This window comes from Dankookia sp. GCM10030260 (genome assembly GCF_042666655.1).
In the GTDB taxonomy this organism is placed as follows: Bacteria; Pseudomonadota; Alphaproteobacteria; order Acetobacterales; family Acetobacteraceae; genus Paracraurococcus.
Window position 1 is genome coordinate 880,466 of the sequence record NZ_JBHTDE010000001.1, and the last position, 22,483, is coordinate 902,948.

24 protein-coding genes are annotated in these 22,483 nt (G+C 69.6%); 13 read left to right on the plus strand and 11 right to left on the minus strand.

Annotated features, from left to right (window positions below; all coding sequences use genetic code 11):
- Position 1 precedes the first annotated feature (1 nt).
- Genes ACFQS7_RS04275 through ACFQS7_RS04285 form a run of 3 tightly spaced genes read right to left on the minus strand, consistent with a single transcriptional unit; the run spans position 2 to position 2,997 of the window.
- On the minus strand, positions 2-754 hold the full coding sequence (locus ACFQS7_RS04275; protein WP_380065776.1) for an SDR family oxidoreductase: 753 nt from the start codon (positions 752-754) through the stop codon (positions 2-4).
- 13 nt (positions 755-767) lie between these two features.
- Positions 768-1,811 carry a C-terminal binding protein gene (locus tag ACFQS7_RS04280; RefSeq protein ID WP_380065777.1) on the minus strand — a complete coding sequence of 348 codons (1,044 nt, stop codon included), beginning with the start codon at positions 1,809-1,811 and terminating at the stop codon, positions 768-770.
- Between the two features lie 13 nt (positions 1,812-1,824).
- Positions 1,825-2,997: a mandelate racemase/muconate lactonizing enzyme family protein gene (locus ACFQS7_RS04285; protein WP_380065778.1), complete on the minus strand. Its 1,173-nt coding sequence runs from the start codon at positions 2,995-2,997 to the stop codon at positions 1,825-1,827.
- A gap of 103 nt (positions 2,998-3,100) precedes the next feature.
- Between ACFQS7_RS04285 and ACFQS7_RS04290 the strand changes: the two genes are divergently transcribed.
- Complete coding sequence (locus ACFQS7_RS04290; protein WP_380065779.1) at positions 3,101-3,862, plus strand: SDR family oxidoreductase; 762 nt, start codon at positions 3,101-3,103, stop codon at positions 3,860-3,862.
- Positions 3,863-3,900: 38 nt separating this feature from the next.
- On the opposite strand, the gene ACFQS7_RS04295 is transcribed toward ACFQS7_RS04290, so the two are convergent.
- The 6 genes from ACFQS7_RS04295 to ACFQS7_RS04320 all read right to left on the minus strand — a co-directional run bounded on the left by ACFQS7_RS04295 (position 3,901) and on the right by ACFQS7_RS04320 (position 10,508).
- On the minus strand, positions 3,901-4,392 hold the full coding sequence (locus ACFQS7_RS04295) for a hypothetical protein (protein ID WP_380065780.1): 492 nt from the start codon (positions 4,390-4,392) through the stop codon (positions 3,901-3,903).
- 131 nt (positions 4,393-4,523) lie between these two features.
- Positions 4,524-5,426 carry a carbohydrate ABC transporter permease gene (locus ACFQS7_RS04300; RefSeq protein ID WP_380065781.1) on the minus strand — a complete coding sequence of 301 codons (903 nt, stop codon included), beginning with the start codon at positions 5,424-5,426 and terminating at the stop codon, positions 4,524-4,526.
- A complete protein-coding gene (locus ACFQS7_RS04305; protein WP_380065782.1) occupies positions 5,419-6,375 on the minus strand; it encodes a carbohydrate ABC transporter permease in 957 nt (318 codons plus the stop codon). The genes ACFQS7_RS04300 and ACFQS7_RS04305 overlap by 8 nt, the downstream gene beginning before the upstream one ends.
- A gap of 28 nt (positions 6,376-6,403) precedes the next feature.
- Positions 6,404-7,732, minus strand: coding sequence for an ABC transporter substrate-binding protein (locus ACFQS7_RS04310; protein ID WP_380065783.1), 1,329 nt, complete (start codon positions 7,730-7,732; stop codon positions 6,404-6,406).
- A gap of 28 nt (positions 7,733-7,760) precedes the next feature.
- Positions 7,761-8,813, minus strand: a complete 1,053-nt coding sequence (locus ACFQS7_RS04315) for an ABC transporter ATP-binding protein (RefSeq protein WP_380065784.1) — start codon at positions 8,811-8,813, stop codon at positions 7,761-7,763.
- Positions 8,814-8,879: 66 nt separating this feature from the next.
- Positions 8,880-10,508, minus strand: a complete 1,629-nt coding sequence (locus ACFQS7_RS04320) for a thiamine pyrophosphate-requiring protein (RefSeq protein ID WP_380065785.1) — start codon at positions 10,506-10,508, stop codon at positions 8,880-8,882.
- 186 nt (positions 10,509-10,694) lie between these two features.
- On the opposite strand from ACFQS7_RS04320, the gene ACFQS7_RS04325 reads away from it, so the two are divergent.
- The 6 genes from ACFQS7_RS04325 to ACFQS7_RS04350 all read left to right on the plus strand — a co-directional run bounded on the left by ACFQS7_RS04325 (position 10,695) and on the right by ACFQS7_RS04350 (position 15,269).
- The gene (locus ACFQS7_RS04325) at positions 10,695-10,889 is read left to right on the plus strand and encodes a hypothetical protein (protein ID WP_380065786.1); all 195 of its coding nucleotides are present in this window, start codon (positions 10,695-10,697) and stop codon (positions 10,887-10,889) included.
- Positions 10,886-12,271: an amidase gene (locus ACFQS7_RS04330; RefSeq protein WP_380065787.1), complete on the plus strand. Its 1,386-nt coding sequence runs from the start codon at positions 10,886-10,888 to the stop codon at positions 12,269-12,271. The genes ACFQS7_RS04325 and ACFQS7_RS04330 overlap by 4 nt, the downstream gene beginning before the upstream one ends.
- 8 nt (positions 12,272-12,279) lie before the next feature.
- A complete protein-coding gene (locus ACFQS7_RS04335; protein ID WP_380065788.1) occupies positions 12,280-12,828 on the plus strand; it encodes a sigma-70 family RNA polymerase sigma factor in 549 nt (182 codons plus the stop codon).
- Complete coding sequence (locus ACFQS7_RS04340) at positions 12,829-13,479, plus strand: NrsF family protein (RefSeq protein ID WP_380065789.1); 651 nt, start codon at positions 12,829-12,831, stop codon at positions 13,477-13,479. It begins immediately after the preceding gene.
- A gap of 53 nt (positions 13,480-13,532) precedes the next feature.
- Positions 13,533-14,240 carry a 2OG-Fe(II) oxygenase gene (locus tag ACFQS7_RS04345; RefSeq protein WP_380065790.1) on the plus strand — a complete coding sequence of 236 codons (708 nt, stop codon included), beginning with the start codon at positions 13,533-13,535 and terminating at the stop codon, positions 14,238-14,240.
- Between the two features lie 231 nt (positions 14,241-14,471).
- Positions 14,472-15,269, plus strand: a complete 798-nt coding sequence (locus ACFQS7_RS04350; RefSeq protein ID WP_380065791.1) for a hypothetical protein — start codon at positions 14,472-14,474, stop codon at positions 15,267-15,269.
- 12 nt (positions 15,270-15,281) lie between these two features.
- On the opposite strand, the gene ACFQS7_RS04355 is transcribed toward ACFQS7_RS04350, so the two are convergent.
- A complete protein-coding gene (locus ACFQS7_RS04355; RefSeq protein ID WP_380065792.1) occupies positions 15,282-15,443 on the minus strand; it encodes a hypothetical protein in 162 nt (53 codons plus the stop codon).
- Positions 15,444-15,564: 121 nt separating this feature from the next.
- Between ACFQS7_RS04355 and ACFQS7_RS04360 the strand changes: the two genes are divergently transcribed.
- The 6 genes from ACFQS7_RS04360 (at position 15,565) to era (ending at position 21,623) form a co-directional block, all read left to right on the plus strand.
- Positions 15,565-17,313, plus strand: a complete 1,749-nt coding sequence (locus ACFQS7_RS04360; protein WP_380065793.1) for an acetolactate synthase catalytic subunit — start codon at positions 15,565-15,567, stop codon at positions 17,311-17,313.
- The gene (locus ACFQS7_RS04365) at positions 17,313-18,344 is read left to right on the plus strand and encodes a zinc-binding dehydrogenase (RefSeq protein ID WP_380065794.1); all 1,032 of its coding nucleotides are present in this window, start codon (positions 17,313-17,315) and stop codon (positions 18,342-18,344) included. The genes ACFQS7_RS04360 and ACFQS7_RS04365 overlap by 1 nt, the downstream gene beginning before the upstream one ends.
- Complete coding sequence (locus ACFQS7_RS04370; RefSeq protein ID WP_380065795.1) at positions 18,341-19,105, plus strand: SDR family oxidoreductase; 765 nt, start codon at positions 18,341-18,343, stop codon at positions 19,103-19,105. The genes ACFQS7_RS04365 and ACFQS7_RS04370 overlap by 4 nt, the downstream gene beginning before the upstream one ends.
- 142 nt (positions 19,106-19,247) lie before the next feature.
- Positions 19,248-19,985, plus strand: coding sequence for a signal peptidase I (gene lepB / locus ACFQS7_RS04375; RefSeq protein WP_380065796.1), 738 nt, complete (start codon positions 19,248-19,250; stop codon positions 19,983-19,985).
- 10 nt (positions 19,986-19,995) lie between these two features.
- On the plus strand, positions 19,996-20,679 hold the full coding sequence (rnc, locus tag ACFQS7_RS04380; protein WP_380065797.1) for a ribonuclease III: 684 nt from the start codon (positions 19,996-19,998) through the stop codon (positions 20,677-20,679).
- Positions 20,676-21,623, plus strand: coding sequence for a GTPase Era (gene era / locus ACFQS7_RS04385; protein ID WP_380065798.1), 948 nt, complete (start codon positions 20,676-20,678; stop codon positions 21,621-21,623). The genes rnc and era overlap by 4 nt, the downstream gene beginning before the upstream one ends.
- A gap of 15 nt (positions 21,624-21,638) precedes the next feature.
- On the opposite strand, the gene ACFQS7_RS04390 is transcribed toward era, so the two are convergent.
- The gene (locus tag ACFQS7_RS04390) at positions 21,639-22,460 is read right to left on the minus strand and encodes an alpha/beta fold hydrolase (protein WP_380065799.1); all 822 of its coding nucleotides are present in this window, start codon (positions 22,458-22,460) and stop codon (positions 21,639-21,641) included.
- Positions 22,461-22,483: the final 23 nt, after the last annotated feature.

Sequence of the window (22,483 nt, forward strand, 5' to 3'; positions counted from 1 at the left end):
TTCAGCCGCGGGCGATCCAGGGCATCTTCGACGCGGCGATGGTGACGAACTGGATGTTCGCATCCAGCGGCAGGTTGGCCATCATGACGATGGTGCTGCCGACATGGGCGACGTCGAAGGTCGGCTCCACCTTCATCTCGCCGTTGGCCTGCTTGACCCCCTTCGCCATTCGGGCGGTCATCGGCGTCGCCGCATTGCCGATATCGACCTGGCCGGAGACGATGTCGAACTCCCGGCCATCCAGCGCCAGCGTCTTGGTCAGGCCGGTGATGGCATGCTTGGTCGAGGTATAGGCGACGCTGTTCGGCCGCGGCACATGCGCGCTGATGCTGCCGTTGTTGACGATGCGGCCGCCGATCGGGTCCTGGGTCTTCATGATCCGGAACGCCGCCTGGGCGCAGAGAAAGGAGCCGGTGAGGTTCACCTGCACCACCCGCGCCCAGTCCTCGTATTTCAGCTCCTCGATCGGCCCGGCTGGAACATTGCCGCCGGCGTTGTTGAATAGGAAGTCGAGCCGGCCCCAATCGGCCTTCAGCCTGTCGAACAGCGCATTGACCGAAGCCGGGTCGCCGACATCGGTCGGGACGGGCAGGGCGCGCGGCCCGGCATTGCCGGCGAGGCCGACGGTTTCGGCCAACGCGTCGGCCCGGCGTCCCGCCAGTGCCACGGTCCAGCCATCGGCCAGCAGGGCCAAGGCGGCAGCCCGGCCGACGCCGGAACCGGCGCCGGTGACAACGGCATACTTGGTGGTCATTGCGGAGTCTCCTTCAGGAATTCGGCCCGCGACCCATGCCGATGGGCTGCCAACGACGCAAGGCGGTATCCTGCAGCACGGACGGGTTGACGCAGCTCATCGGCCATTTGCCGGACAGGACCAGGGCCAACTCATGCCCGACGCGGCGCTTGCGGGCCTCGTCGAACCGGGCGGAGGCGCTGGCGACATGGGCGGTCAGCGTCACGTTCTCCATCCGCAGCAGCGGGTTGTTGTGGCTGGGCGGCTCGACTTCCAGCACATCGAGCGCGGCATGGGCGATCCAGCCTTCCTGCAGCGCCTTGATCAGCGATTCCTCGTGCACCGTCGGGCCACGGCCCACATTGACGAAGATGCCGCTGGGCTTCATCAGCCGGAAGTGCTCCTCCCGCAGCATGTGGGTGCATTCGGGGCGCGCGGGCGCGTGCATGGACACGAAGTCCGACTGCGACATCACCTCGTTCAGGGTCGCCGGCAGCACGCCGTGGTCGGAGATGGTCATCTCCTCGACGAAGGGATCGTAGGCGATCATGCGCAGGCCGAAGGGCGCGGCGCGCTTGGCCACCGCCCGGGCGACCCGGCCGAAGGAGATGAAGCCGAGCGTCATGCCCATCAGCCGGGGGATCTTCAGCAGGGCCGGGCGGCCTTCCTTCCAGCGGCCCTCGCGCACCATGCGGTCCTGCTCCAGCAGGCGGCGGAAGCCGGCCAGAAGCAGCATCATGGCGTGGTCGGCGACCTCCTCGATGAAGGTGTCGGGGACGTTGGTGACGGGGATGCCGCGCGCGGTCGCCGCCTTCACGTCGACGCTGTCGACGCCGACCGAGCCGAGCGAGATGACCCTGCAGTTCTCCAGCGCGTCGATGATCTCGCGGGTGATGGCGATGCCCTTGCCATAGATCGCGTCCGCGGTCTTCGCCGCGGCGATGAAGCCGGCGGTGTCGGTCGGCGCCTCGACGATCTCGGCATCCATCCCGGCCAGCGCCTCGCTCTCCAGCGCATAGCCGCCGCCGGCCACGGTGAAGCTGGCGCCGGCGGGCGTGACGATCCTGTACTTGGCCATTCCTGTGTCCCTCTTATTTGGGGGGCCGCGCGCGGATCGCGGCCTCGTTCACCTCGACGCCCCAGCCCGGCCCGGTCGGCATGACCAGGTCGCCATTCTCGATGGTCGGCGGCGTCGTGAATTCATCGCGCCAGGCGACGCTGTCGATGTCGATCTCCATCACCCGGAAATTCGGGATGCAGGCCGAGAAGGTGGCGCTGATCGCGCTGCACAGGTTGCCGTAGAAATTGTGCGGCGCGCAGTTGACCTCGTAGACGTCGCAGAGCGAAGCGATCTTCATCGACTCGCCCAGGCCGTTCCAGATGACGTCGACGATGCCGACATCCATCGAATACTGCTCGAGGTAGGGGCGGAAATCGCGGCGGCCGTGCAGCGTCTCGGCGCTGGCGATGGGGCAGGGCGCCATGCGCTTGATGGTGCCGAGCGCCTGCGGGTCGTGGATGTCGATCTCCAGCCAGGTCAGGTCGAAGGGCGCGACGGCCTCCGCCACCCGTTGGAAGCCTTCGGTCTTGAAGTGGAAGTTGGTGTCGAGGTGGATGCCCATGTCGGGCCCGACCGCGTCGCGGATGCTGCGGAGATGCGCGCGGAGTTCGGCCAGCAGCCGGTTGTCCCAATTCAGCTCCGGCCAGCCGCTATGGCGGCCGAAGCCGGGGGAGTACTGGAACAGGTTGCCGTCGGACCCAGGCACAAGGATGTTGGTCTTCAGCGCCTTGAAGCCTCTATCCTTCACCTCGGCCGCGTGGCGCGCCACATCGCTGCGGGTCCGCACCGGCGGCACGCCGAGATGCGCCGCATTGCGGGCCCGGTAGCTGGCGAAATGCGACCAATAGACCGGGATGCGCTCGCGGATCGGGCCGCCGAACAGCGCGGCGACGGAGATGCCGCGGGCGCGGGCAGCGATGTCGAGCAATGCATTCTCGATCGCCGCGATCGCCTGCTGGTTCAGCCCGCCGCGCGACTGGCGGGTCATCACCTGCAGCCAGGCCGTCACCTCCTCCCACCGGCAGGGATCTCGGCCGATGATCAGGGGCGACAGCGCATCGATGACCGAGGAGAGGCCGGCGGAGCCGAAGCTCTCGCTGTATTCCGACCAGCCGACCAGCCCGTCATCGGTGGTGACCTTGAGGAAGGAGAACAGACGCCAGCCGGCATCCGCGCGCAGCGTCTCGACCCGGGCGATCTTCATCGCTTCCTCCGCTTCCGTCCCGACCGAAACCAAGCATGCCGGTCGCCTATCCACAAGCCGCCGCAGGGGGGGTAGCCTTGCCGGCCAAGCATAGGAGGGGACCATGGGGAAGCTGGACGGCCAGATCGCCTGGGTGACGGGGGCGGGCAGCGGCATCGGCGAGGCGGTCGCGGAGCGCTTCGGCGCCGAGGGCGCCACGGTGGTGGTCACCGGCCGCCGCAAGGACCGGCTGGAGGAAGTGGCGGAGCGCATCCGCGCCAAGGGCGGCACCGCGCATGTGCAGGCGGCCGACCTGATGCAGGCGGCCGAGGTTCAGCGTGTCGCCGAATGGATCGGCGCGACGCTCAAGCGGCTGGATGTGCTGGTCAGCAACGCCGGGCTGAATGTGACGGCGCGGAGCTGGCAGAATCTCACCCCGGAAGGGATCGACCAGCTGATCCACGGCAACCTGTCCTCCGCCTTCTATGTCGCGCGGTCGGTACTGCCGATCATGCGGGCCCAGGGCGGCGGGGTGATGATCCACACGGCCTCGATGGCCGGGCGCAATGTCGGGCCGATGAGCGGCGCCGGCTACAACGCCGCCAAGCACGGCGTGGTGGCGATGAGCCACAGCCTGAACATGGAGGAATGCGTCAACAACATCCGCAGCACAGCCTTCTGCCCGGGCGAGGTCAACACCGAGATCCTGAAGAAGCGGCCCAACCCGCTGAGCCAGGAGGACCTGGACCGCATGCTGCAGCCGGAGGATTGCGCCGAGCTGATCCTCTACGCCGCGACCCTGCCGGCGAGCGTCACGATGAACGAGGTCTGGCTGACGCCGACCTACAACCGCGGCTATGTCGCGGCGCTCGGGCGGAAGCTGTAGCCGGGAAGGGCGCCGCAGCGATGCGGCGCCCAGCCGCGCTATTCGATGGTGATCTCGCCCTGCATGCCGTGCTCGGCATGGGTCTTGCCGTCCGCCATGCGGATGCCGCAGCGCAGGTCGGTGATGCGGCCGGCCTGGACCGGCACCAGCCACCACTCGGCGCTGTGGCCGGGATAGACCTCGATCTCGCGGATGCTGCCCTTGATCTCGGCCAGCACCGCGTCCTTGCCATCGGCGCCGCGCTGGGTCAGCTGCACCTTGCGGGTCCAGACGCTGGCGGCGAAATTATCCGAGGTGAAGTAGTGCGCCTCGGTGCCGCGGTTGCGCAGCACCAGCTTGTAGAGCTTGCCGGTCTCGAAGCGCAGCTTCGAGGGCGAGAAGGCGAGCGGCGCGTCCGGCGTGCCGAGGTCTACCACCATCTCGATCGGCGTCTGCCGGGACAGGTCCACCGCCGCCTGTGCCCTGCCGATCATCATCGTCGCTGCGGTGGCGAGAAGCCCAACGGCGCCGCGGCGCCCCATGTCCTGCATGCCGATCCATCCCTTGCCGTTCGCCGGGACACCTGCATGCTTGTTCAGTTGAACAGGCATGCAGGAAAATACAGATATCCCAGCGGCTTATGTTTGATGCCGGATCGGCTGCAGTGCAAGCCGCGGCGCCGCTATTCCTTCACCGCGCCGGTCAAGGACGACACGTAGTAGTCGACGAAGAACGAATAGAAGATCGCCACGGGCAGCGAGCCCAGCAGGCTGCCCGCCATCAGCGCGCCCCACTGGTAGACGTCGCCCGAGACGAGCTCGGTCAGGATCGCCACCGGCACCGTCTTGCTCTCGCTGCTCTGGATGAAGGCGAGGGCGTAGATGAACTCGTTCCAGGACAGCGTGAAGCTGAAGATGCCGGCCGAGATCAGGCCGGGGACGGCCAGCGGCAGGGTGATCTTCATCAGGATCTGGATGCGCGTCGCGCCGTCGATCAGCGCGCATTCCTCCAGCTCGTAGGGAATCGACTTGAAGTAGCCGATCAGCAGCCAGGTGCAGAAGGGGATCAGGAAGGTCGGATAGGTCAGGATCAGCGCCATCGGCGTGTCGAACAGCCCGAGCTGGAAGACCATGGTCGCCAGCGGGATGAACAGGATGGACGGCGGCACCAGGTAGGCAAGGTAGATTGCCAGCCCGACATACTGGCTGCCGCGGAAGCGCAGGCGCTGGATCGCATAGGCCGCCAGCGTGCTGGCGAAGAGCGACAGGATGGTGGCACAGATCGACACCGTCATCGTCGTCACCAGCCAGCGCGGATAGGCGGTGTTGAACAGCAGGTGCCGGATGTGGTCGAGGGTCGGCGAGCCGATCCAGAAGGGGTTGTAGGTCTTGTAGTCGTAGAGCTCGGCATTCGGTTTGAAGGCGGTGATCCCCATCCAGTAGAAGGGGAAGAGCAGGATCAGCACGAAGCAGGCCAGCGGCACGTACAGCATGACCACACGGCGGGACTTGCTGTCCCAGGACATCGCCTCGGGCTGGGCGGTCGCGGCATTGCCCTGCGTCGCGGTGGCGGCGGCGTCAGTCATTGGACTCTCCCTGCTGCCACTTGCGCCGGGCGAGGGCGAAATAGCTGAACAGCGTGGCGGCGACGAGGAAGGGGATCATCGAGACGGCGATGGCGGCACCCTCGCCCAGCTGGCCGCCGGGGATGCCGCGCTGGAAGGCCAGGGTCGCCAGCAGATGGGTGGAGTTCACCGGGCCGCCGCGGGTGATGGCATAGACCAGCTGGAAATCGGTGAAGGTGAAGATGATGCTGAAGGTCATGACGATCGCCAGGATCGGCAGCAGCATGGGGAAGGTGATGAAGCGGAAGCGCTGCCAGGCGGTCGAGCCATCGAGCAGCGCGGCCTCATAGAGGCTGGGCGAGATGGTCTGCAGCCCGGCAAGCAGCGAGATCGCCACGAAAGGAATGCCGCGCCAGATGTTCGCGGCGATGAGCGAGAAGCGGGCCGGCCAAGCGCTGCCGATGAAGTCGATATTGGTGGTGCGCCAGCCCAGGACATCGACGAAAAGATAGGAGAGGATGCTGAACTGCGGGTCGTAGATCCACCAGAAGGCGATGGCCGACAGCACCGTCGGCACGATCCAGGGCAGCAGGATGATGGCCCGCAGCAGTGACTTGAACGGCACGTGCTGGTTCAGCAGCAGCGCCAGCCACAGGCCGAGGCCGAATTTCCCGATCGTGGCGACGGCCGTGTAGAAGACGCTGAAGAAGACTGCGTTCCACCAGAGCTTGTCTTCCAGCAGGTACTGGAAATTCTCCAGCCCCACCCAGACCCCGCTGCGGCCGATCGTGGTATCGGTGAAAGCCAGGAAGATGCCGAGGCCCAAGGGGTAGGTAAGGAAGACCAGCAGCAGCCCCACCGCCGGCAGCATGCAGGCCAAAACGAGGAAGGGCTTGTAGTCGAACAGTCGGACCAGCCAGCCGGGCTCCCGGCGTTGGCGGATCCATTCCGGGGCGGTGGTGACGGACATCTGGCCCTTCCTCCCTAGCTATGCCGCCCTAGCGGCGGAAGATGCGGCGGGCACGGCGTTCGGCTTCGCGCGCCGCTTCCTGCGGCGTCGATTGGCCGGAGGCGACGGCGGCGTACATCTGCACCGTCAGGTACTCCGCGTTGGCTTGGCCGGAGGCTTCCGAGATCGGACCCTTGTAGCCGTTCCAGAACCTGTTGTTCATGCTGTCACGGAAGATCGCGATCTTCGGATCGCTGGTCCAGACCGCGGCATCCTTGTAGGCCGCCAGCGGATGCGCCCAGTAGCCGAGATTGGCGTTCAGCCAGGGCTCGTACTGCTCCTGCTCCAGCATGAACTGCAGGAAGGCCTTGGCGGCATTGGGGTAGCGGCTGTGCTTGAACACCATGGCGTTGAGCGTCAGCGGCGCGCTCGGCCAGCTGCTGGCCTGGCCAGCCGGCATGGGCGAATGCTCGGTGTCGGCGGCGATCGGCGCGGTCGCCGGGTCGTTCTTCAGCGAGAAATACAGCGAGACGCCGTTCGAGGTGACCGACAGCTCGTTCGCCGCATAGGCACGGTTGTTGCTGATGTCGCCCCAGGCCAGCGTGCCTGGTACGAAGGTGGGATACAGCTCCTTCAGGTAGGTCAGCGACGCAATCGTCTGCGGGCTGTTGATCGAGACCTTGCCTTCCTCGTCGATGATCGAGGCGCCGTGTGACCAGAGCAGCCAGTTGGCGGTGCCGTTGCCGTCGCCCACCGCATTGCCCAGCGCGAAGCCGGCCGGCTTGCCCGCCGCCTTCAGCTTCTTGCACATATCGAGGAATCCCGGGAGGTCGGAGGGCGGGGTCTTCAGCCCGATCCCCTCTATCGCCGACTTGCGCCAGACCAGCGGGCCGGCGGTGCCGCCGAAGGGCAGGCCGATCCAATTGTTGGTGCCGTGCTTCTTGCCGTACTTCTCGCCGACGAACATCCAGCCGCCGTACTTCTTGCCGAGGTATTCGGCGACGTCGGAGAGCTCGACCAGCTTGTCGGCGTAGATGTGCGGCGCGTCGCCGAAGCCGATGATCATGTCGGGGCCGGCGCCGGTATTGGCGGTGACGGCGGTCTGCTGGGTGATGTCCTCCCAGCCGACGAAGTCGACGCGGACCTCGACCCCGGTCGCCTTGGTGAAGGCGCTAGCGCCGGCGCGGAAGATGTCCTCGTCCGGTTGCACGAAGCGGACCGGGCGCAGCATGCGCAGCGTGGCGCCCTTCTCGATCGGCAGGCTCGGCGGCGTGGCGCTGGCGGCGGTGACGCGGGTCTGGGCGAAGGCGCCGCCGGCGGACAGCGCCGCGGCGCCGACGCCGAGCTGGAGAGCGCTGCGGCGGGTGATGAGGGTCATTCCTGGGTCTCCCGGATGGTGGTGGTTGCTATTGGCTGATGCGGCGGCCGGTGCCGCCGTCGAACAGGTGGACCAGCGACATGTCCGGCATGATGCGGATGGTGTCGCCCGGCCCCGCGGTGATGCGTTCGCGGAAGGTGCAGTGGATCGGCGTGTCGCCCAGCCGTGCCATGACCTGGGTCTCCGACCCGGTCGGCTCGACCAGGGTCACCGTCGCCTCCAGCCCGCCATCCGGCGTCAGCATGATGTGCTCCGGCCGCATGCCGTAGACGCCGGCATTGCCGCCGGCGCCGGGCGGCAGCGGCAGCAGCGCGCCACCCTCGGCCTCGAACCCGCCATGGCCGATGCGGCCGCGGATGAGGTTCATCGCCGGGCTGCCGATGAAGCCGGCGACGAAGAGATTGGCCGGGCGGTCATATAGTTCCAGCGGCGGGCCGGCCTGTTCCACGTTGCCGCCGTTCATCACGACGATCTTGTCGGCCATGGTCATGGCCTCGATCTGGTCGTGGGTGACGTAGACCGTGGTCACCTTCAGCCGCTGGTGCAGCTCCTTGATCTCGGCCCGCATCTGCACGCGCAGCTTGGCGTCGAGGTTGGAGAGCGGCTCGTCGAACAGGAAGACCTGCGGGTGGCGGACGATGGCGCGGCCCATCGCCACGCGCTGCCGCTGGCCGCCCGAGAGCTGCCGCGGATAGCGGTCCAGCAACTCGCCCAGGCCGAGGATGGCGGCGGCGCGCTGCACCTCGGCTTCCATGATGGCGGCCGGCGCCTTCGCCAGCTTCATGGAAAACGCCATGTTCTGCCGCACCGTCATGTGCGGGTAGAGCGCGTAGTTCTGGAAGACCATGGCGATGTCGCGGTCCTTCGGCGGGACCAGGTTCACCACCCTTCCGCCGATGGCGATCTCGCCGGCGCTGATGTTCTCGAGCCCCGCCAGCATGCGCAGCAGGGTGGACTTGCCGCAGCCCGAAGGCCCCACCAGCACCACGAACTCGCCGTCCGAGATGTCGACGCTCACCCCATGCAGCACTTCGAAATTGCCGAAGGACTTGCGGACATTCCGGATGTCAACCGTCGCCATTCTGCCTCCCCCGATCGGGCGCGCCGCGGGGCCGCCCGTCCTGTCTCTCTGGTTGTCCCGGCCCGGTCAGAGGCGCGAGACGGCGGTTTCCTTGGAGGTGATGAACTCCAGCAGCACCGGGATGCCCGCCTGGGTCTTCTCGATCCCCCGGCGGATCGCCGGGATGATCTCGGCCGGGTCGGTGACGCGTTCGCCATAGCCGCCGAAGGCGCGCGCCATGGCGGCATAGTCGCCGGAGATGTCGGTGCTGCGGTATTTCTCGGTGGAGACCGGCATCACCTTCAGCTCGATCGCCATGGAGAAGTTGTTCAGCAGGATGGACATGATCGGGATGCGCTCGCGCACGCAGGTCTCGAAGTCCATGCCGGTGAAGCCGATGGCGGCATCGCCCCAGACATTGATGCAGAGCTTGTCGGGCGCCGCCAGCTTGGCGCCCATGGCGAGGCCGAGCCCGTAGCCGAGCTGCGTGGTCTTGCCCCAGCCGAGGTAGGACAGCGGCGTCGTCGCGCGCCAGAAGGGCGAAAGCTGGTCGCGCGGGCTGCCGGCGTCATGGGTGATGATGGTGTTGTCGCGGTCCACCGTGTGCTGCAGGTCCCACAGCACGCGATAGGGGTTCAGCGGCGCGTCCTGCGATGCCAGCTTCGGCATCCACTGCGCCAGCCAGGGCTCCCGCTGCGCCTGGATCTCGGCCGCGACCGGCGCCGCATCGCGCGGGGCCGGCACCAGGCTGGCCAGTTCGGCCAGCAACGCGTCGAGGGTCAGCGCCGCGTCGCCGATCAGCCCGAGATCGGCCCGCACATCCTTGTTCAGGTGCATCGGGTCGAGCGTGGCGTGGATGATCTTCGGACCTTTGGGCATCTTCACGCCGAAATTGGTCTCGGTGAAGGAACACCCGATGCCGAAGATGAGGTCGGCCTTGTCGAGGAAATGCCGCACCGGCTGCGGGATCGCCAGGCCGCCCGAGCCGAGCGACAGCGGATGGTCCTCGTTGAAGCTGGACTTGCCGCCGAGGCTGGTGGTGACCGGTGCCGCCAGCAATTCCGCCAGCGCCTTCAGCTGCGGCCAGGCCTCGGCCCAGTGCACCCCGGTGCCGGCATAGATCACCGGGCGCTTCGCCGCGGCCAGCAGCGCCGCCGCGCGCTTCACTTCGGCCGGGTCTGGGCCGTAGCGCGTCGCCATGACGGGGATGTAGTCAAGCGGCTCCGGCACCTCCTCGTTCCACATGTCGGTCGGGATCTCGACCAGCACGGGACCGCCGCGCCCATTCTTCAGTCGGGTGAAGGCGCGGCGGAAGATGTTCGGCACCTCGGCCGCCAGCACGATCGGCTCGGCACTCTTGGTGATGCCGCGCATGGCGATGGTCGAGTTGAAATTCGGGTCGATATGCGCGATCCGCCGGGCATAGCCCATCGGCAGCACCAGGATCGGCACGCTCTCGCCATAGGCCTGCGCCACGCCGCCATAGGCATTCTCGCTGCCCGGCCCATGCTGCATGCAGAAGGCGCCGATCTTGCGGCCGGAAGTGACGCGGGAGATCGCATCGGCCATGTGCAGCCCGATGCGTTCCTGCCGCACCATCACCGGGCGGATGTTGGCGGCGGCGGCATGTTCGATGAGATGGTTCACCGGATAGCCGGTGAGGATCTCAATTCCCTCGCGCTTCATGATCTCAGCGATGGCGTCGCCCAGCTTCATGGATTTGCTCCCCCGTCGGGCTGTGCGCGCCCGTTCGCCTGCGGCCGGTGTCCCGGTCCGCATCCGTTTCCGCGTCCAGCCTAGCCTTCGTCGCGCACGGCACGCAACCGGCCGGCCAACGGCGGCTTCCCGGCGCCACGAATCCCGCCATACTGCACCGCATCATCCGCTGCTGGGGGATTGCCGATGCCGTCCGAGACCACCCAAGCCGAGTTCGACGCGCTGGTCGCGCGCGCCGGCCTGACGCTGACGCCGGCACAGAAGGCCGGCATCCATGCTGCCTGGGGCGGGATCGAGGCGATGCAGCGCCTGGTGCGTTCCCCCGCGCCGGCTGCCGAGGCCGAGCCCGCCACCACCTTCTCGACGGAGCCCGGCCGATGATCCCGACCATCGCCGAGGCCGCCGCCGCGATCGCCGCGAAGACCCTCTCGCCGGTCGAACTGACCGAGGCCTGCCTCGCCCGCACCGAGGCGCTGGACGGCACCCTGCACGCCTTCATCCGGCTTGATGCCGCCGGCGCCCGCGGCCAGGCCAGGTCGGCCGAGGCGCGCATCATGAAGGATGGCCCGCGCAGCCCGCTGGACGGCATTCCCTTCGCCCACAAGGACATCTACGGCACCGCGGGGATTCCCACGACGGGACATTCCAAGGTGCTGAAGGACCATGTGCCGGCCGAGGACGCGACCACCGTCCGCCTGCTGGCCGAGGCCGGGGTGGTCATGCTCGGCAAGCTGTCGACGCATGAATTCGCCTTCGGCGGCCCCAGCTTCGACCTGCCCTGGCCGCCGGCGCGCAACCCCTGGAATCCCGACCACTTCCCCGCCGGGTCTTCCTCCGGCACGGGTGCTGCGGTCGCCACCGGCATGATCCTCGGCGGCACGGGGTCGGATACCGGCGGGTCGATCCGCGGCCCGGCGGCGCTCTGCGGCATCACCGGGATCAAGCCGACCTACGGGCTCTGCTCGCGCGCCGGGGTGCTGCCCCTGGCGCAGTCGCTGGACCATACCGGGCCGATGGCCTGGACGGTGGAGGACTGCGCCATCCTACTGCAGGCCATGGCCGGGCACGATGCCGCCGACCCCGCCTCCGCCGACCGCCCTGTGCCCGATTTCCGCGCCGAACTGGGCCGCGGCGTGCGCGGCCTCCGCATCGGCCTGGTCCGCCACTTCCACGAGCAGGACAACCCGGTCAGCCCGGCGACCCTCGCCGGCATCGAGGCGGCGGCGGCCTTCTTCAAGGCCGAAGGCGCCGTGGTGCGCGACGTCACCCTGCCGAGCCTGGCCGACTACAACGCCTGCGGCTGGCTGATCCTGCTCGCCGAGGCCTGGTCGGTGCACGAGCAATGGATGCGCCGCGACCCTTCCCTGTATGGCGAGCTGCTGCGCGACCGGCTGGTGGCGGGCGGGCTGCTCTCGGCCGGCGACTACCTGGCGGCGCAGAAGAAGCGGCGCGAACTGATCGCCGCGACGCTGGCGGCGACCGCCGATCTCGACATCCTGCTTACCGCATCCGCGCCGGGCGAGGCGCCGCGGATCGACGCCGTGCCGAAATGGGCCTTCCTGGAGAAGCCAAACTTCACCATGCCCTTCAACGTCACTGGCTGGCCTGCCCTGACGCTCTGCACCGGCTTCGGCGAGGGCGGGCTGCCGGTGGCGATGCAACTGGTCGGCAAGCCCTTCGCCGAGTCGACCGTCTTCCGCGCCGGGCAGGCCTATGAGACGGCGCATGCCTGGCGGGCGAAGCGGCCTGCCTTGGTGGCATAGCACGACCCATGGCGGGGGAGGGCGAATGGGAGGCCTGGATGGTCGCGGCGCAGGCCGGCGACGCCAGGGCCTATGACGCCCTGCTCCGTGCCGCGCTGCCGCTGCTGCGCGGCGTCGCCCGCCGCCGCATCCGCGATGCGGCGGAGGCCGAGGATGCGGTGCAGGACGCCCTGCTGACCATCCACCGGCTGCGCCATGCCTATGACCCGGCGCGGCCGATCCGGCCCTGGCTGGTGGCGATCTGCGAGCGCCGCGCGATCGACAGGCTGCGCCGCAGCGGCCGCCGCCAGGGCCGTGAGACCCCGATCGACGATTTCGGCGAAACCTTGGCCGCCCCCGGGGCGAACCAGGGGGAGGCGAAGGTGGCCGCGGCCGAGTTGCGCGCCGCGGTCGCCGAATTGCCACAGGCGCAGCGCACCGCGCTGGGGCTGGCGAAGCTGGAGGACCTGCCTTTGGCGGAAGCCAGCGCGCGATCGGGGATGTCGGTGGGCGCGCTGAAGGTGGCGACGCATCGGGCGGTGAAGGCGCTGCGCAGGCGCCTGGGCGTGGAGGACTGAGTGGAGAGCGAGCAGCTGATCGACCGGCTGGCGACCGGCTTGCAACCGGTCCGCCGCCTGCCGCCGCCCGGCCTGCAGGCGCTGCTGTGGTGCGCCCTGGCGGTGCTGGTGATCGGGCTGGCGGCGGCGGCGGAGGGGCTGCGGCACGATCTGGCGGAGCGCATGGCGCTGCCGCAGGAGCAGGCGCAGTTCCTTGCCTCGATCGCCACCGGCCTGGCGGCGGCGCTGGCCGCGGCGATGCTGGCGCGGCCGGACCGCCCGGCCGCCTGGGCGCTGTTGCCGGTGGCGCCGTTGGTGCTGTGGCTGGGCGGCCTGGGCTGGGGGTGCTTCGCCGATCTCGGGCGCATGGGCCCCGCGGCCTGGACCATGGGCACCAGCTGGGGCTGCCTGCGGTTCATCCTGCTGATGGGCACGCCGCTGACGGTCGCGCTGTACCTGCTGCTGCGGCATGCCGGGCCGGTGCGGCCGCTGCCGGTGCTGCTGCTGGGCGGGCTTGCCTCGGCGGCGCTGTGCTCGGCCGGGCTGAGCCTGTTCCATCACCTGGATGCGATGCTGATGGTTCTGGTCTGGCATGGCGGGGCGGCGGCGGTGCTGGTGGTGCTGGGCTGGGCGCTCGGCCGGCCGCTGCTGCTGCGGGCGCCATCGGCGTGAGCCAAGTCACCCGGCGGTAGGCGCCCGGTGCGCGGATGTGCCATGGCGGCGGCATGAGCATCCTGGACCGCATCGCCGCGCTCGACTGGGCGCGCATCGCCACCGACCTCGACACCCATGGCGCGGCCGCGACCGGCCCCTTGCTGACGCCGGCGGAATGCTCGGCGCTTGCCGCGCTCTATGCCGAGGAGGACGGGTTCCGCAGCCGCGTGGTCATGGCGCGGCACGGATTCGGCCGCGGCGAGTACCGGTATTTCGCCAACCCGCTGCCCGCTCTGGTCGGCGGGCTGCGGGCCGGGCTCTATCCGCGCCTCGCGCCGGTCGCCAATGCATGGCATGCGGCGATGGGCCTGCCGCGCCGCTTCCCGGAAGACCTCGCCGGCTTCACCGCGCAATGCCACGCTGCCGGGCAGACCCGGCCGACGCCCCTCCTGCTGCGCTACGGCCCGGGCGACTACAACTGCCTGCACCAGGACCTGTATGGGGAGCAGGTCTTCCCCCTGCAGGTCGCCATCCTGCTGTCCGAGCCCGGCCGCGACTTCGCGGGCGGCGAATTCGTCCTGACCGAGCAACGCCCCCGCATGCAGTCCCGCGCCGAGGTGGTGCCATTGGCCCAGGGGGAGGCGGTGGTCTTCGCCGTCCACCACCGCCCGGTGCAGGGCACGCGCGGGGTCTACCGCGTGAACCTGCGGCACGGCGTCAGCCGGATACGGTCGGGGGAGCGCTTCACCCTCGGCGTGATCTTCCACGACGCGGCGTGAGGCGGGTGCCCCGACCGCGCCGGTCCGCACGGATCGACGATACCGCCGCCGGCAGGTTCGGAGACCGGATGGCGAAGGGCGCGAGCGCAAGGAGGCCCGAACCTACGCCGAGAGCATCACGCCAGACCGATGCGGCGTGCATTTTCGAACGCAGACCGCTGTAGCCTGTCCTTGGCCGGGAGGAGAGACGCCGCCATGGGGATTCGGTGGAGCACCGGGCTTTGTCCCGTCATGCTGCTTCTGGTTGGCTGCGCCGGGACGCCGGACTCCGGACCGCATCCGGCGGCGCCGGCAGCTCGCCCGGCCCCGCACGCGGCCGATCTCGCTGCCCCCGGCCGTCCAGGCTGGACGGTTGACGGTGCTTCCGGCTGTTGGCTTTGGAATGCCGCACCCCGCTTCGACGAGATGGTGACCTGGACGGCGGTGTCACCGAACGGCGTGACCTCGGCGAGCGCTGCTTGCCCGGACGGGCCGGCCACCGGCCGTGGACGTGCCGAATGGCACTGGCGGGAGGGCAGCCGGCTACGCAAGGCTTCGGCCCACGGACTTTACGGGAATGGCCGCCTCGACGGGCCGGGGGAGGCCATTGCGGCGAACGGCGACCGTCACGAGGGCACTTGGCGTGCCGGCCGGCCGGACGGCTTCGGCATTCGTGTCTTCGCGCCCGATGCCGATGGCCGGGAGGCGGTGGCGGGCATCCCGCCGGGAGCCTGGCGCATCCGCGTCCGCGCCCGCCGCTACGAAGGTGAGTGGCGCGACGGCAAGCCGCACGGCCAGGGAGTCCTGGTGTTCGCCGATGGCGCTCGCTTCGATGGCGAGTTCCGCGATGGCCTGGCGGATGGCCCGGGCGAGTACGCCTCCCTGCGAGGGCCGGCACGGCGCGGCGTGTGGCAACGCGGGTGCCTGATGACCGCCGCGGGCGCGGAGAGGGCTGGCGCGGATCTGCAGATCGGCGAGACCGGCGCGATCTGCCCGCCGAAGCCAGCAGCATCGGCAGGCAGCACCTCGCCCAAGCGGCCTGGCTCATGAGACGAGGCTGCCTCAGCAACCGGTGATGCGGCCCGAGGCGATGCAGTCCTGGTAGCTCATCGACCGCTGCAGCACGGGGAACAGGAAATAGGCCCCGACCAGCACGGCCAGGACGACGGCGAGGCCGATTATCCCGACCAGGTCTGGGCCGCGGCGCTTCTGTCTGTCCGGCACCAGGCCCCCTCAGCTCCTGCTATGCGGCAGCATAGGTGCCCGGCCACCCTGGGCAAACCCGCCCCGGCTTCCCCCTGGCGCCCGCGATGCTACCCTGCCGCCAAAGCCCAGGGGAAACGCCATGCCGGACCATGCCGGACACGCCACCAACGCCACCGTCGCGCTCCGCCTCGCCGAGGCCTTTCGCCGCCATGGCGTGACCCTGACCTTCGGCCAGTCGCTGCCCAGCGCCTTCCACCTCGCCGCCCCGCATGTCGGCATCGACCAGAAGGTCTACCGCCAGGAGAATGCCGGCGGGACCATGGCGGACGGCTATGCGCGGATCTCCCGCAAGGTCGGCGTCGTCACCGCGCAGAACGGCCCGGCCGCCACCCTGCTCGTGCCGCCGCTGGCCGAGGCGCTGAAGGCCAGCATCCCGGTGCTCGCCTTGGTGCAGGAGGTCAGCCGCGACACCACCGACCGCAATGCCTTCCAGGAGTTGGACCACCTCAACATGTTCGCCCCGGTGGCGAAGTGGGTACGGCGGATCGATCGCGCCGACCGGCTGGACGACTATGTGGACATGGCCTTCACCGCGGCGACTTCGGGCCGTCCGGGCCCGGTGGTGCTGCTGGTGCCGGCCGACCTGCTGACCGACCCCGCGGCGGCGATGTCCTCCCTGCTGCGGCCGCGGGCGATGTCGCTTGGCCGGATCCCGCTCGACCGGACCGTGGCCGATCCGGCGGCGATCGCTGCCGCGGCCGATGCGCTGGCCGCGGCGAAGCACCCGCTGGTGGTCGCTGGCGGCGGCATCCACCTCTCGGGCGCCGCGGCGGAACTCGCTGCCTTGCAGGAAGCGGCGCATCTGCCTGTCGGCACCACCGTCATGGGCAAGGGCGGGGTGGACGAGACCCATCCGCTCAGCCTCGGCGTCATCGGCTATGTCATGGGGCAGGGCTCCCGCACCGGGGAGATGCGGCCGATCGTCGACCGCGCCGATGTCGTGCTGCTCGTCGGCAACCGTACCAACCAGAACGGCACGGACAGCTGGAAGCTGTTCTCGTCGAATACCCGCTTCATCCACCTCGACGCCGATCCGATGGAGGTGGGCCGCAACTACGAGGCGATGCGCCTGGTCGGCGACGCCAAGCTGACTCTCGCCGCGCTGGGCGAGGCGCTCAAGGCCCGCGACCTCTCGACCCACGTCGCCGCCCGCCCCGGCCTTGAAGCCGAGATCGCCAGCGCCCTCACCGGCTGGCGCCACACCATCGCTGACCTCACCACCCGCGACGCGAAGCTGCTGCGGCCGGAACGGCTGATGGCCGAGCTCGATGCCATGCTGCGGCCGGAGGACATCGTCGTCGCCGATGCCTCCTACTCCTCGATCTGGATCGCCAACTACCTGACCGCCAAGCGCCCCGGCCAGCGCTTCCTGACCCCGCGTGGCCTCGCCGGCCTTGGCTGGGGCCTGCCGATGGCGATCGGCGCCCGGATCGCGGCGGAGGAGGCGGGCAGCGGCGCCCGCGTGGTCTGCCTTTGCGGCGACGGCGGCTTCGCCCATTCCTGGGCCGAGTTGGAGACCCTGCGGCGCATGGCGCTGCCGATCGTCACCATCGTCTTGAACAACGGCATCCTCGGCTACCAGAAGCATGCCGAGGAGGTGAAATTCGGCGAGCACACCAAGGCGGTCAACTTCACCGCGGTGGACCACGCCGCCATCGCCCGGGCCTGCGGCGTGCTGGGCGTCCGGCTCGAGCACAGCGGCGAGATCCGCGGCGCGCTGGAGACCGCCCTGGCCGCCGGCCACCCGACGCTGATCGACATGGTGACCGACCCGGACGCCAAGCCGCCGATCTCCTTCTATGCCGGCCACTATCCGGAGCCCTTCTGATGCTGGCGCTGAGGAAGACCCGGGCCGAATTCGGCCTCGAATTCCAGGATGTCCCCGACCCGCCGCCGCCCGGCCCGGGAGAGGTGGTGCTGCGGGTCGATGCGGTCGGCATCTGCGGCTCCGACGTCCATGCCTACGAATGGACGGCGGGCTACGAGTTCATGGTCCCGCACCTGCCCTTCAGCATGGGGCACGAATTCGCCGGCACCATCATCCGCAACGGCACCGGCTCCGGCTTCGCCGAGGGTGACAGGGTCACCGTCATCCCCTTCGTCTTCTGCGGCGCCTGCGCCAACTGCCGGACCGGCGACACCCGCAACTGCCTGAACCGCCAGGGTATCGGCCTGACGCGGGACGGCGGCTTCCAGGCCGAGGTCCGGGTGCCGTCGCGCTGCTGCGTCGCCCTGCCGGAAGGGCTGGATGCCGAAGTGGCGGCGCTGACCGAACCGCTCGGCGTCGGCGCCGAGGCGGTACTGACCGGGGCGGTCGGCCTCGGAGACACGGTCCTCGTGCTCGGCCCCGGCACCATCGGCCAGGCCATCGCCCTGTTCGCAAGGCTGGCCGGCGCCGCCCGGGTCATCGTCGCCGGCCGCGCCGATGCGCCGCGCTTCGACGTGCTGCGGGCGCTGGGCTTCACCGAGCTGGTCGATGTCGCCGACGGCCCGCTGCAGGACCAGGTCCTGGCGCTGACCGGCGGCCGCGCCGTCGACGTGGTGCTGGAGGCGACCGGCGTGCCGCAGACCCTGGTCGAGGGCATGTCGGTGCTGAAGAAGGGCGGCGTCATCGTCGCCGCCGGCATCCACGCCGCCCCGCTCACTTTGCCGCTGACCGACTTCGTCCGCATGCGCCACCAACTCCGCGCCTCGCACGGCGCCGAGCGCCGCACCTGGGACCGCGTCCTGGCGCATCTCTCCCGCGACCCGGAGGCGTTCCGCCCGATGATCACTCACCGCCTGCCGCTCGACCGCGGGATCGAGGGCTTCGAGCTCGCCCGCCAGCGCGCCGCCAGCAAGGTGATCCTGACGCCATGACCGCGCCGCAGCACCGCCTCGCCCTGATCACCGGTGCCGCCCGCGGCATCGGCGCCGGCATCGCCGCGAAGCTCGCCGCCAACGGCCACCCCGTGGTGCTGGCCGACGTGATCGACGAGGTCGAGGCCACCGCCGCCGGCCTCCGCGCCCAGGGGTATGAGGCCCGCGCCATCCGGCTCGACGTGGCCGACGAGCAGGCGGTGGCCGCCCTGCCGATCGCCCTCGGCGCCGATTGGCAGCGCTTGGGCATCGTCGTGAACAATGCCGGCATCTCGCCCAAGGCGGCGGATGGCCGGGCGCGGAAGATCCGCGACATGCCGGCCGAGGAATGGCGCCGGGTGCTGGCGGTCAACCTGACCGGCGCCTTCCTGGTCTCGCAGGCCTGCCTGCCGCCGCTGCGGGTGCGGCGCTGGGGGCGGATCATCATGCTGACCAGCCAGGCCGCGCGGGCGAAAAGCCAGATCGCCGGCGCCCATTACGCCGCCGCCAAGACCGGGCTGATGGGCTTCGCCCGCAGCTTGGCCGTGGAGTGCGGCCCGGACGGGATCACGGTGAACTCGATCGCCCCCGGCCGGATCGACACGCCGATGGCCCGCGGCACCACCGATGCGGCCAATGCCGCCTTCCTGGCGCAGGTGCCGATGGGCCGGGTCGGCACGCCGGCCGACGTGGCCGAGGTCGCCGCCTTCCTCGCCTCGGACGCCGCCGGCTACCTGACCGGCGCCACCATCGATGTCGGCGGCGGCAGTTTCATGCCCTAGCCGGCGGCAAATGGACCGCCACGGTCCATTCCTTGACACCCCACCCCCCGGCAGGCTTCATCCCGGCGCCTGACGCGCCGACCCTGCTTGGGGGCCGCTCCGCGGGCGCCCAACCCTGCGGTGGTTTTCCTTGAGCACATCCATGGCGAAGAAGAAGTCCGGCGGCTGGCTGGAGAGCGTCAAGACGATGCTCTATGCCGGCCTGATCGCCATCGGTATCCGGACCATCGCCTTCGAGCCCTTCAACATTCCCTCGGGCTCGATGATCCCGACCTTGCTGGTCGGCGACTATCTCTTCGTCTCCAAGTACTCTTACGGCTATTCCCGCTACTCGATGCCGTTCGGGCCGAACCTGTTCTCCGGCCGCATCTTCGGGTCCGTGCCGAAGCGCGGCGATGTCGCCGTCTTCAAGCTGCCGCGCGACCCCAGCCAGGACTACATCAAGCGCATCGTCGGCCTGCCGGGCGACCGCATCCAGGTCAAGGGCGGCATCCTGCATGTCAACGGCCAGCCGGTGAAGCGCGAGCTGGTGGGGGATTCCGAGCTCGACCGCTGCTACCGCGAGCCGGCCAAGTACTACCGGGAGACCCTGCCCGAGGGCCGGGTGCACGGTATCCTCGAATGCACCGACCAGGGCAGCGCCGACAACACCATCGAATTCCGCATCCCGGCCAACCATGTCTTCGGCATGGGCGACAACCGCGACAACAGCCAGGACAGCCGTTACCTCGACGCCGTCGGCTTCATTCCGGTGGACAACCTGGTCGGCCGGGCGGAATTCATCTTCTTCTCGATCGACGGCTTGCAGGCCAGCCTGTTCAAGCCATGGACTTGGCCGATGGCGATCCGCTGGAACCGGCTCTTCTCCGGCGTTCGATGAGCCAGCCTGCATGAGCGAGGAGGCCGCCCACGCCGCCCTCGCCGCCAAGCTCGGGCACGACTTCGCGCGGCCGGAGCTGCTGCGGCAGGCGCTGACCCATTCCTCTTCCACGCAAGGGGCACGGCTTTCCTCGAACGAGCGCCTGGAATTCATCGGCGACCGGGTGCTCGGCCTGCTCATGGCGGAATGGCTGATCGAGCGATTCCCGAGCGAGCGTGAGGGCGACCTCGGCAAGCGGCTGTCCTTCCTGATCTCGGCCGAGACCCTGGCCGGCATCGCCGAGCGGCTGGAGATCGCCGCCGCCCTGAAGATGCCGGAGAGCTACCGGCAGCAGGGCTTCCGCACCTGGGTGAACATCCTGTCGGATGCGCTGGAGGCGGTGCTCGGCGCGCTCTACCTCGATGCCGGGCTGGATGCGGCGCGCGGGCTGGTCCGCCGCGAGTGGCACGACCTGCTGGAAGGCCACCACAAGCCGCCCCTGCCGGCGAAAAGCCGGCTGCAGGAATGGACCCTGGGGCGGGGACTCGGCTTGCCGGTCTATACCCTCACCTCCACCGAGGGGCCGCCGCACAGCCCGGTCTTCAAGGTGGTCGTCGCCGCGGCGGGCCGCGCGGCGGAGGGGGCGGGTGCGACCAAGCGGGCCGCCGAGCAGGCGGCGGCGGAGGCCTGGCTCTTGGGGCTGACACGGACATGAACGAGGACCAGGACCTGCCCCACCCCCCCGAGGACAGCCGCCCCGCACCGGGACCGACGCGCTGCGGCTTGGTCGCCGTGGTCGGCGCGCCGAATGCCGGCAAGTCGACGCTGGTGAATGCGCTGGCCGGCAGCAAGGTGACGATCGTCTCGCCCAAGCCGCAGACCACGCGATTCCGCATCCGCGCCGTGGTGATGCATGCCGGCGCCCAGATCATCCTGGTGGACACCCCCGGCATCTTCCAGCCGCGCCGCCGGCTGGACCGCGCGATGGTCGCCGCCGCCTGGGGCGGGGCGCAGGATGCCGACCGTACCTTGCTGATCGTCGACGCCCGGGCCGGGCTGACCGATGCGGTGCGCGCCATCGTCGAACGCCTGGCGAAGTCGCCGAAGCCGATCTGGCTGGCACTGAACAAGGTGGACCTGGTCGAACCGCCGCGGCTGCTGCCGCTGGCCGCCGAGCTGAACGCCATGCTGACCATCGAGGAGACCTTCATGATCTCCGCCGAGAAATCGCGTGGGCTCGACCGGCTGCTGGAGCGTATGGCGGCCGACATGCCCCCCGGCCCCTATCTCTTCCCCGAGGACGAGCTCTCCGACCTGCCCAACCGCATGCTGGTGGCGGAGATCGTGCGCGAGCAGATCCTGCGCCAGACGCATGAGGAGGTGCCGCACCATGCGACGGTCGAGACCGAGAACTGGCAGGAGCGCAAGGACGGCAGCGTCCGCGTCGACTGCACCATCTATGTCGGCCGCGCCACCCAGAAGGCGATCCTGATCGGCGATGGCGGCGCCAAGGTGAAGGCGATCGGCCAGTCGGCACGGCGGGAGCTGGAGGCGCTGCTGGAGCGCCGCGTGCACCTCTTCCTCAACGTCAAGGACCGGCCCGGCTGGGACGAGGAGCGCGGGCGCATCCGGGCGCTGGGGCTGGAGGATATGGGGTAGGGCGGATCGCCGACGCTACGCCTTCAGGAAGGCCAGCAGGTCGGCGTTGAAGCGGTCCCGGTGGGTGCTGGCGATGCCGTGCGGCGCGCCCTCGTAGACCTTCAGCTCCGCATGCCTGAGCAGCTTCGCCGAAGCCCGCCCGGCGCGGTCGATCGGCACGATCTGGTCGTCGTCGCCATGGACCACCAGCACCGGCCGGTCGATCCGCTTCAGGTCCTCGGTGAAGTCGGTCTCGGAGAAGGCCTTGATGCAGTCGAGCGCGGGTTTGAGGCCGCATTGCATGCTCATCAGCCAGAAGGCGTCGCGCAGCCCCTGGGAGACCTTCGTCCCCGGCCGGTTGGCACCGTAGAAGGGCCCGCTGAGGTCCTGGTAGAATTGCGAGCGGTCGCCGGCGACGCCGGCGCGGATGGCGTCGAAGACCTCCATCGGCAGGCCTTCCGGATTGGTCGCGGACTTGACCATCTGCGGCGGCACCGCGCCCAGCAGCACCATCCGGCCGATCCGCCCGGTGCCGTGCCGGCCGGCATAGCGGGTGATTTCGCCGCCGCCGGTCGAATGCCCGACCAGGCTGACGTCCTGCAGCGCCAGCGTCTCGATCAGCGAGGCCAGGTCGTCGGCATATTCGTCCATGTGGTGGCCGTCCCAGGTCTGGCCGGACCGGCCATGACCGCGGCGGTCATGCGCGATGGCGCGGAAGCCGGCCGAGGCGATGGCGACCAGCTGCTCGTCCCAGGCATCGGCGTTGAGCGGCCAGCCATGCGAGAAGACCACCGCCGGGCCGCTGCCCCAGTCCTTGTAGAAGATCTCCGTGCCGTCCTTGGCGGTGATGCTGGGCATGCGCGTGCTCTCTCCATCGGTCA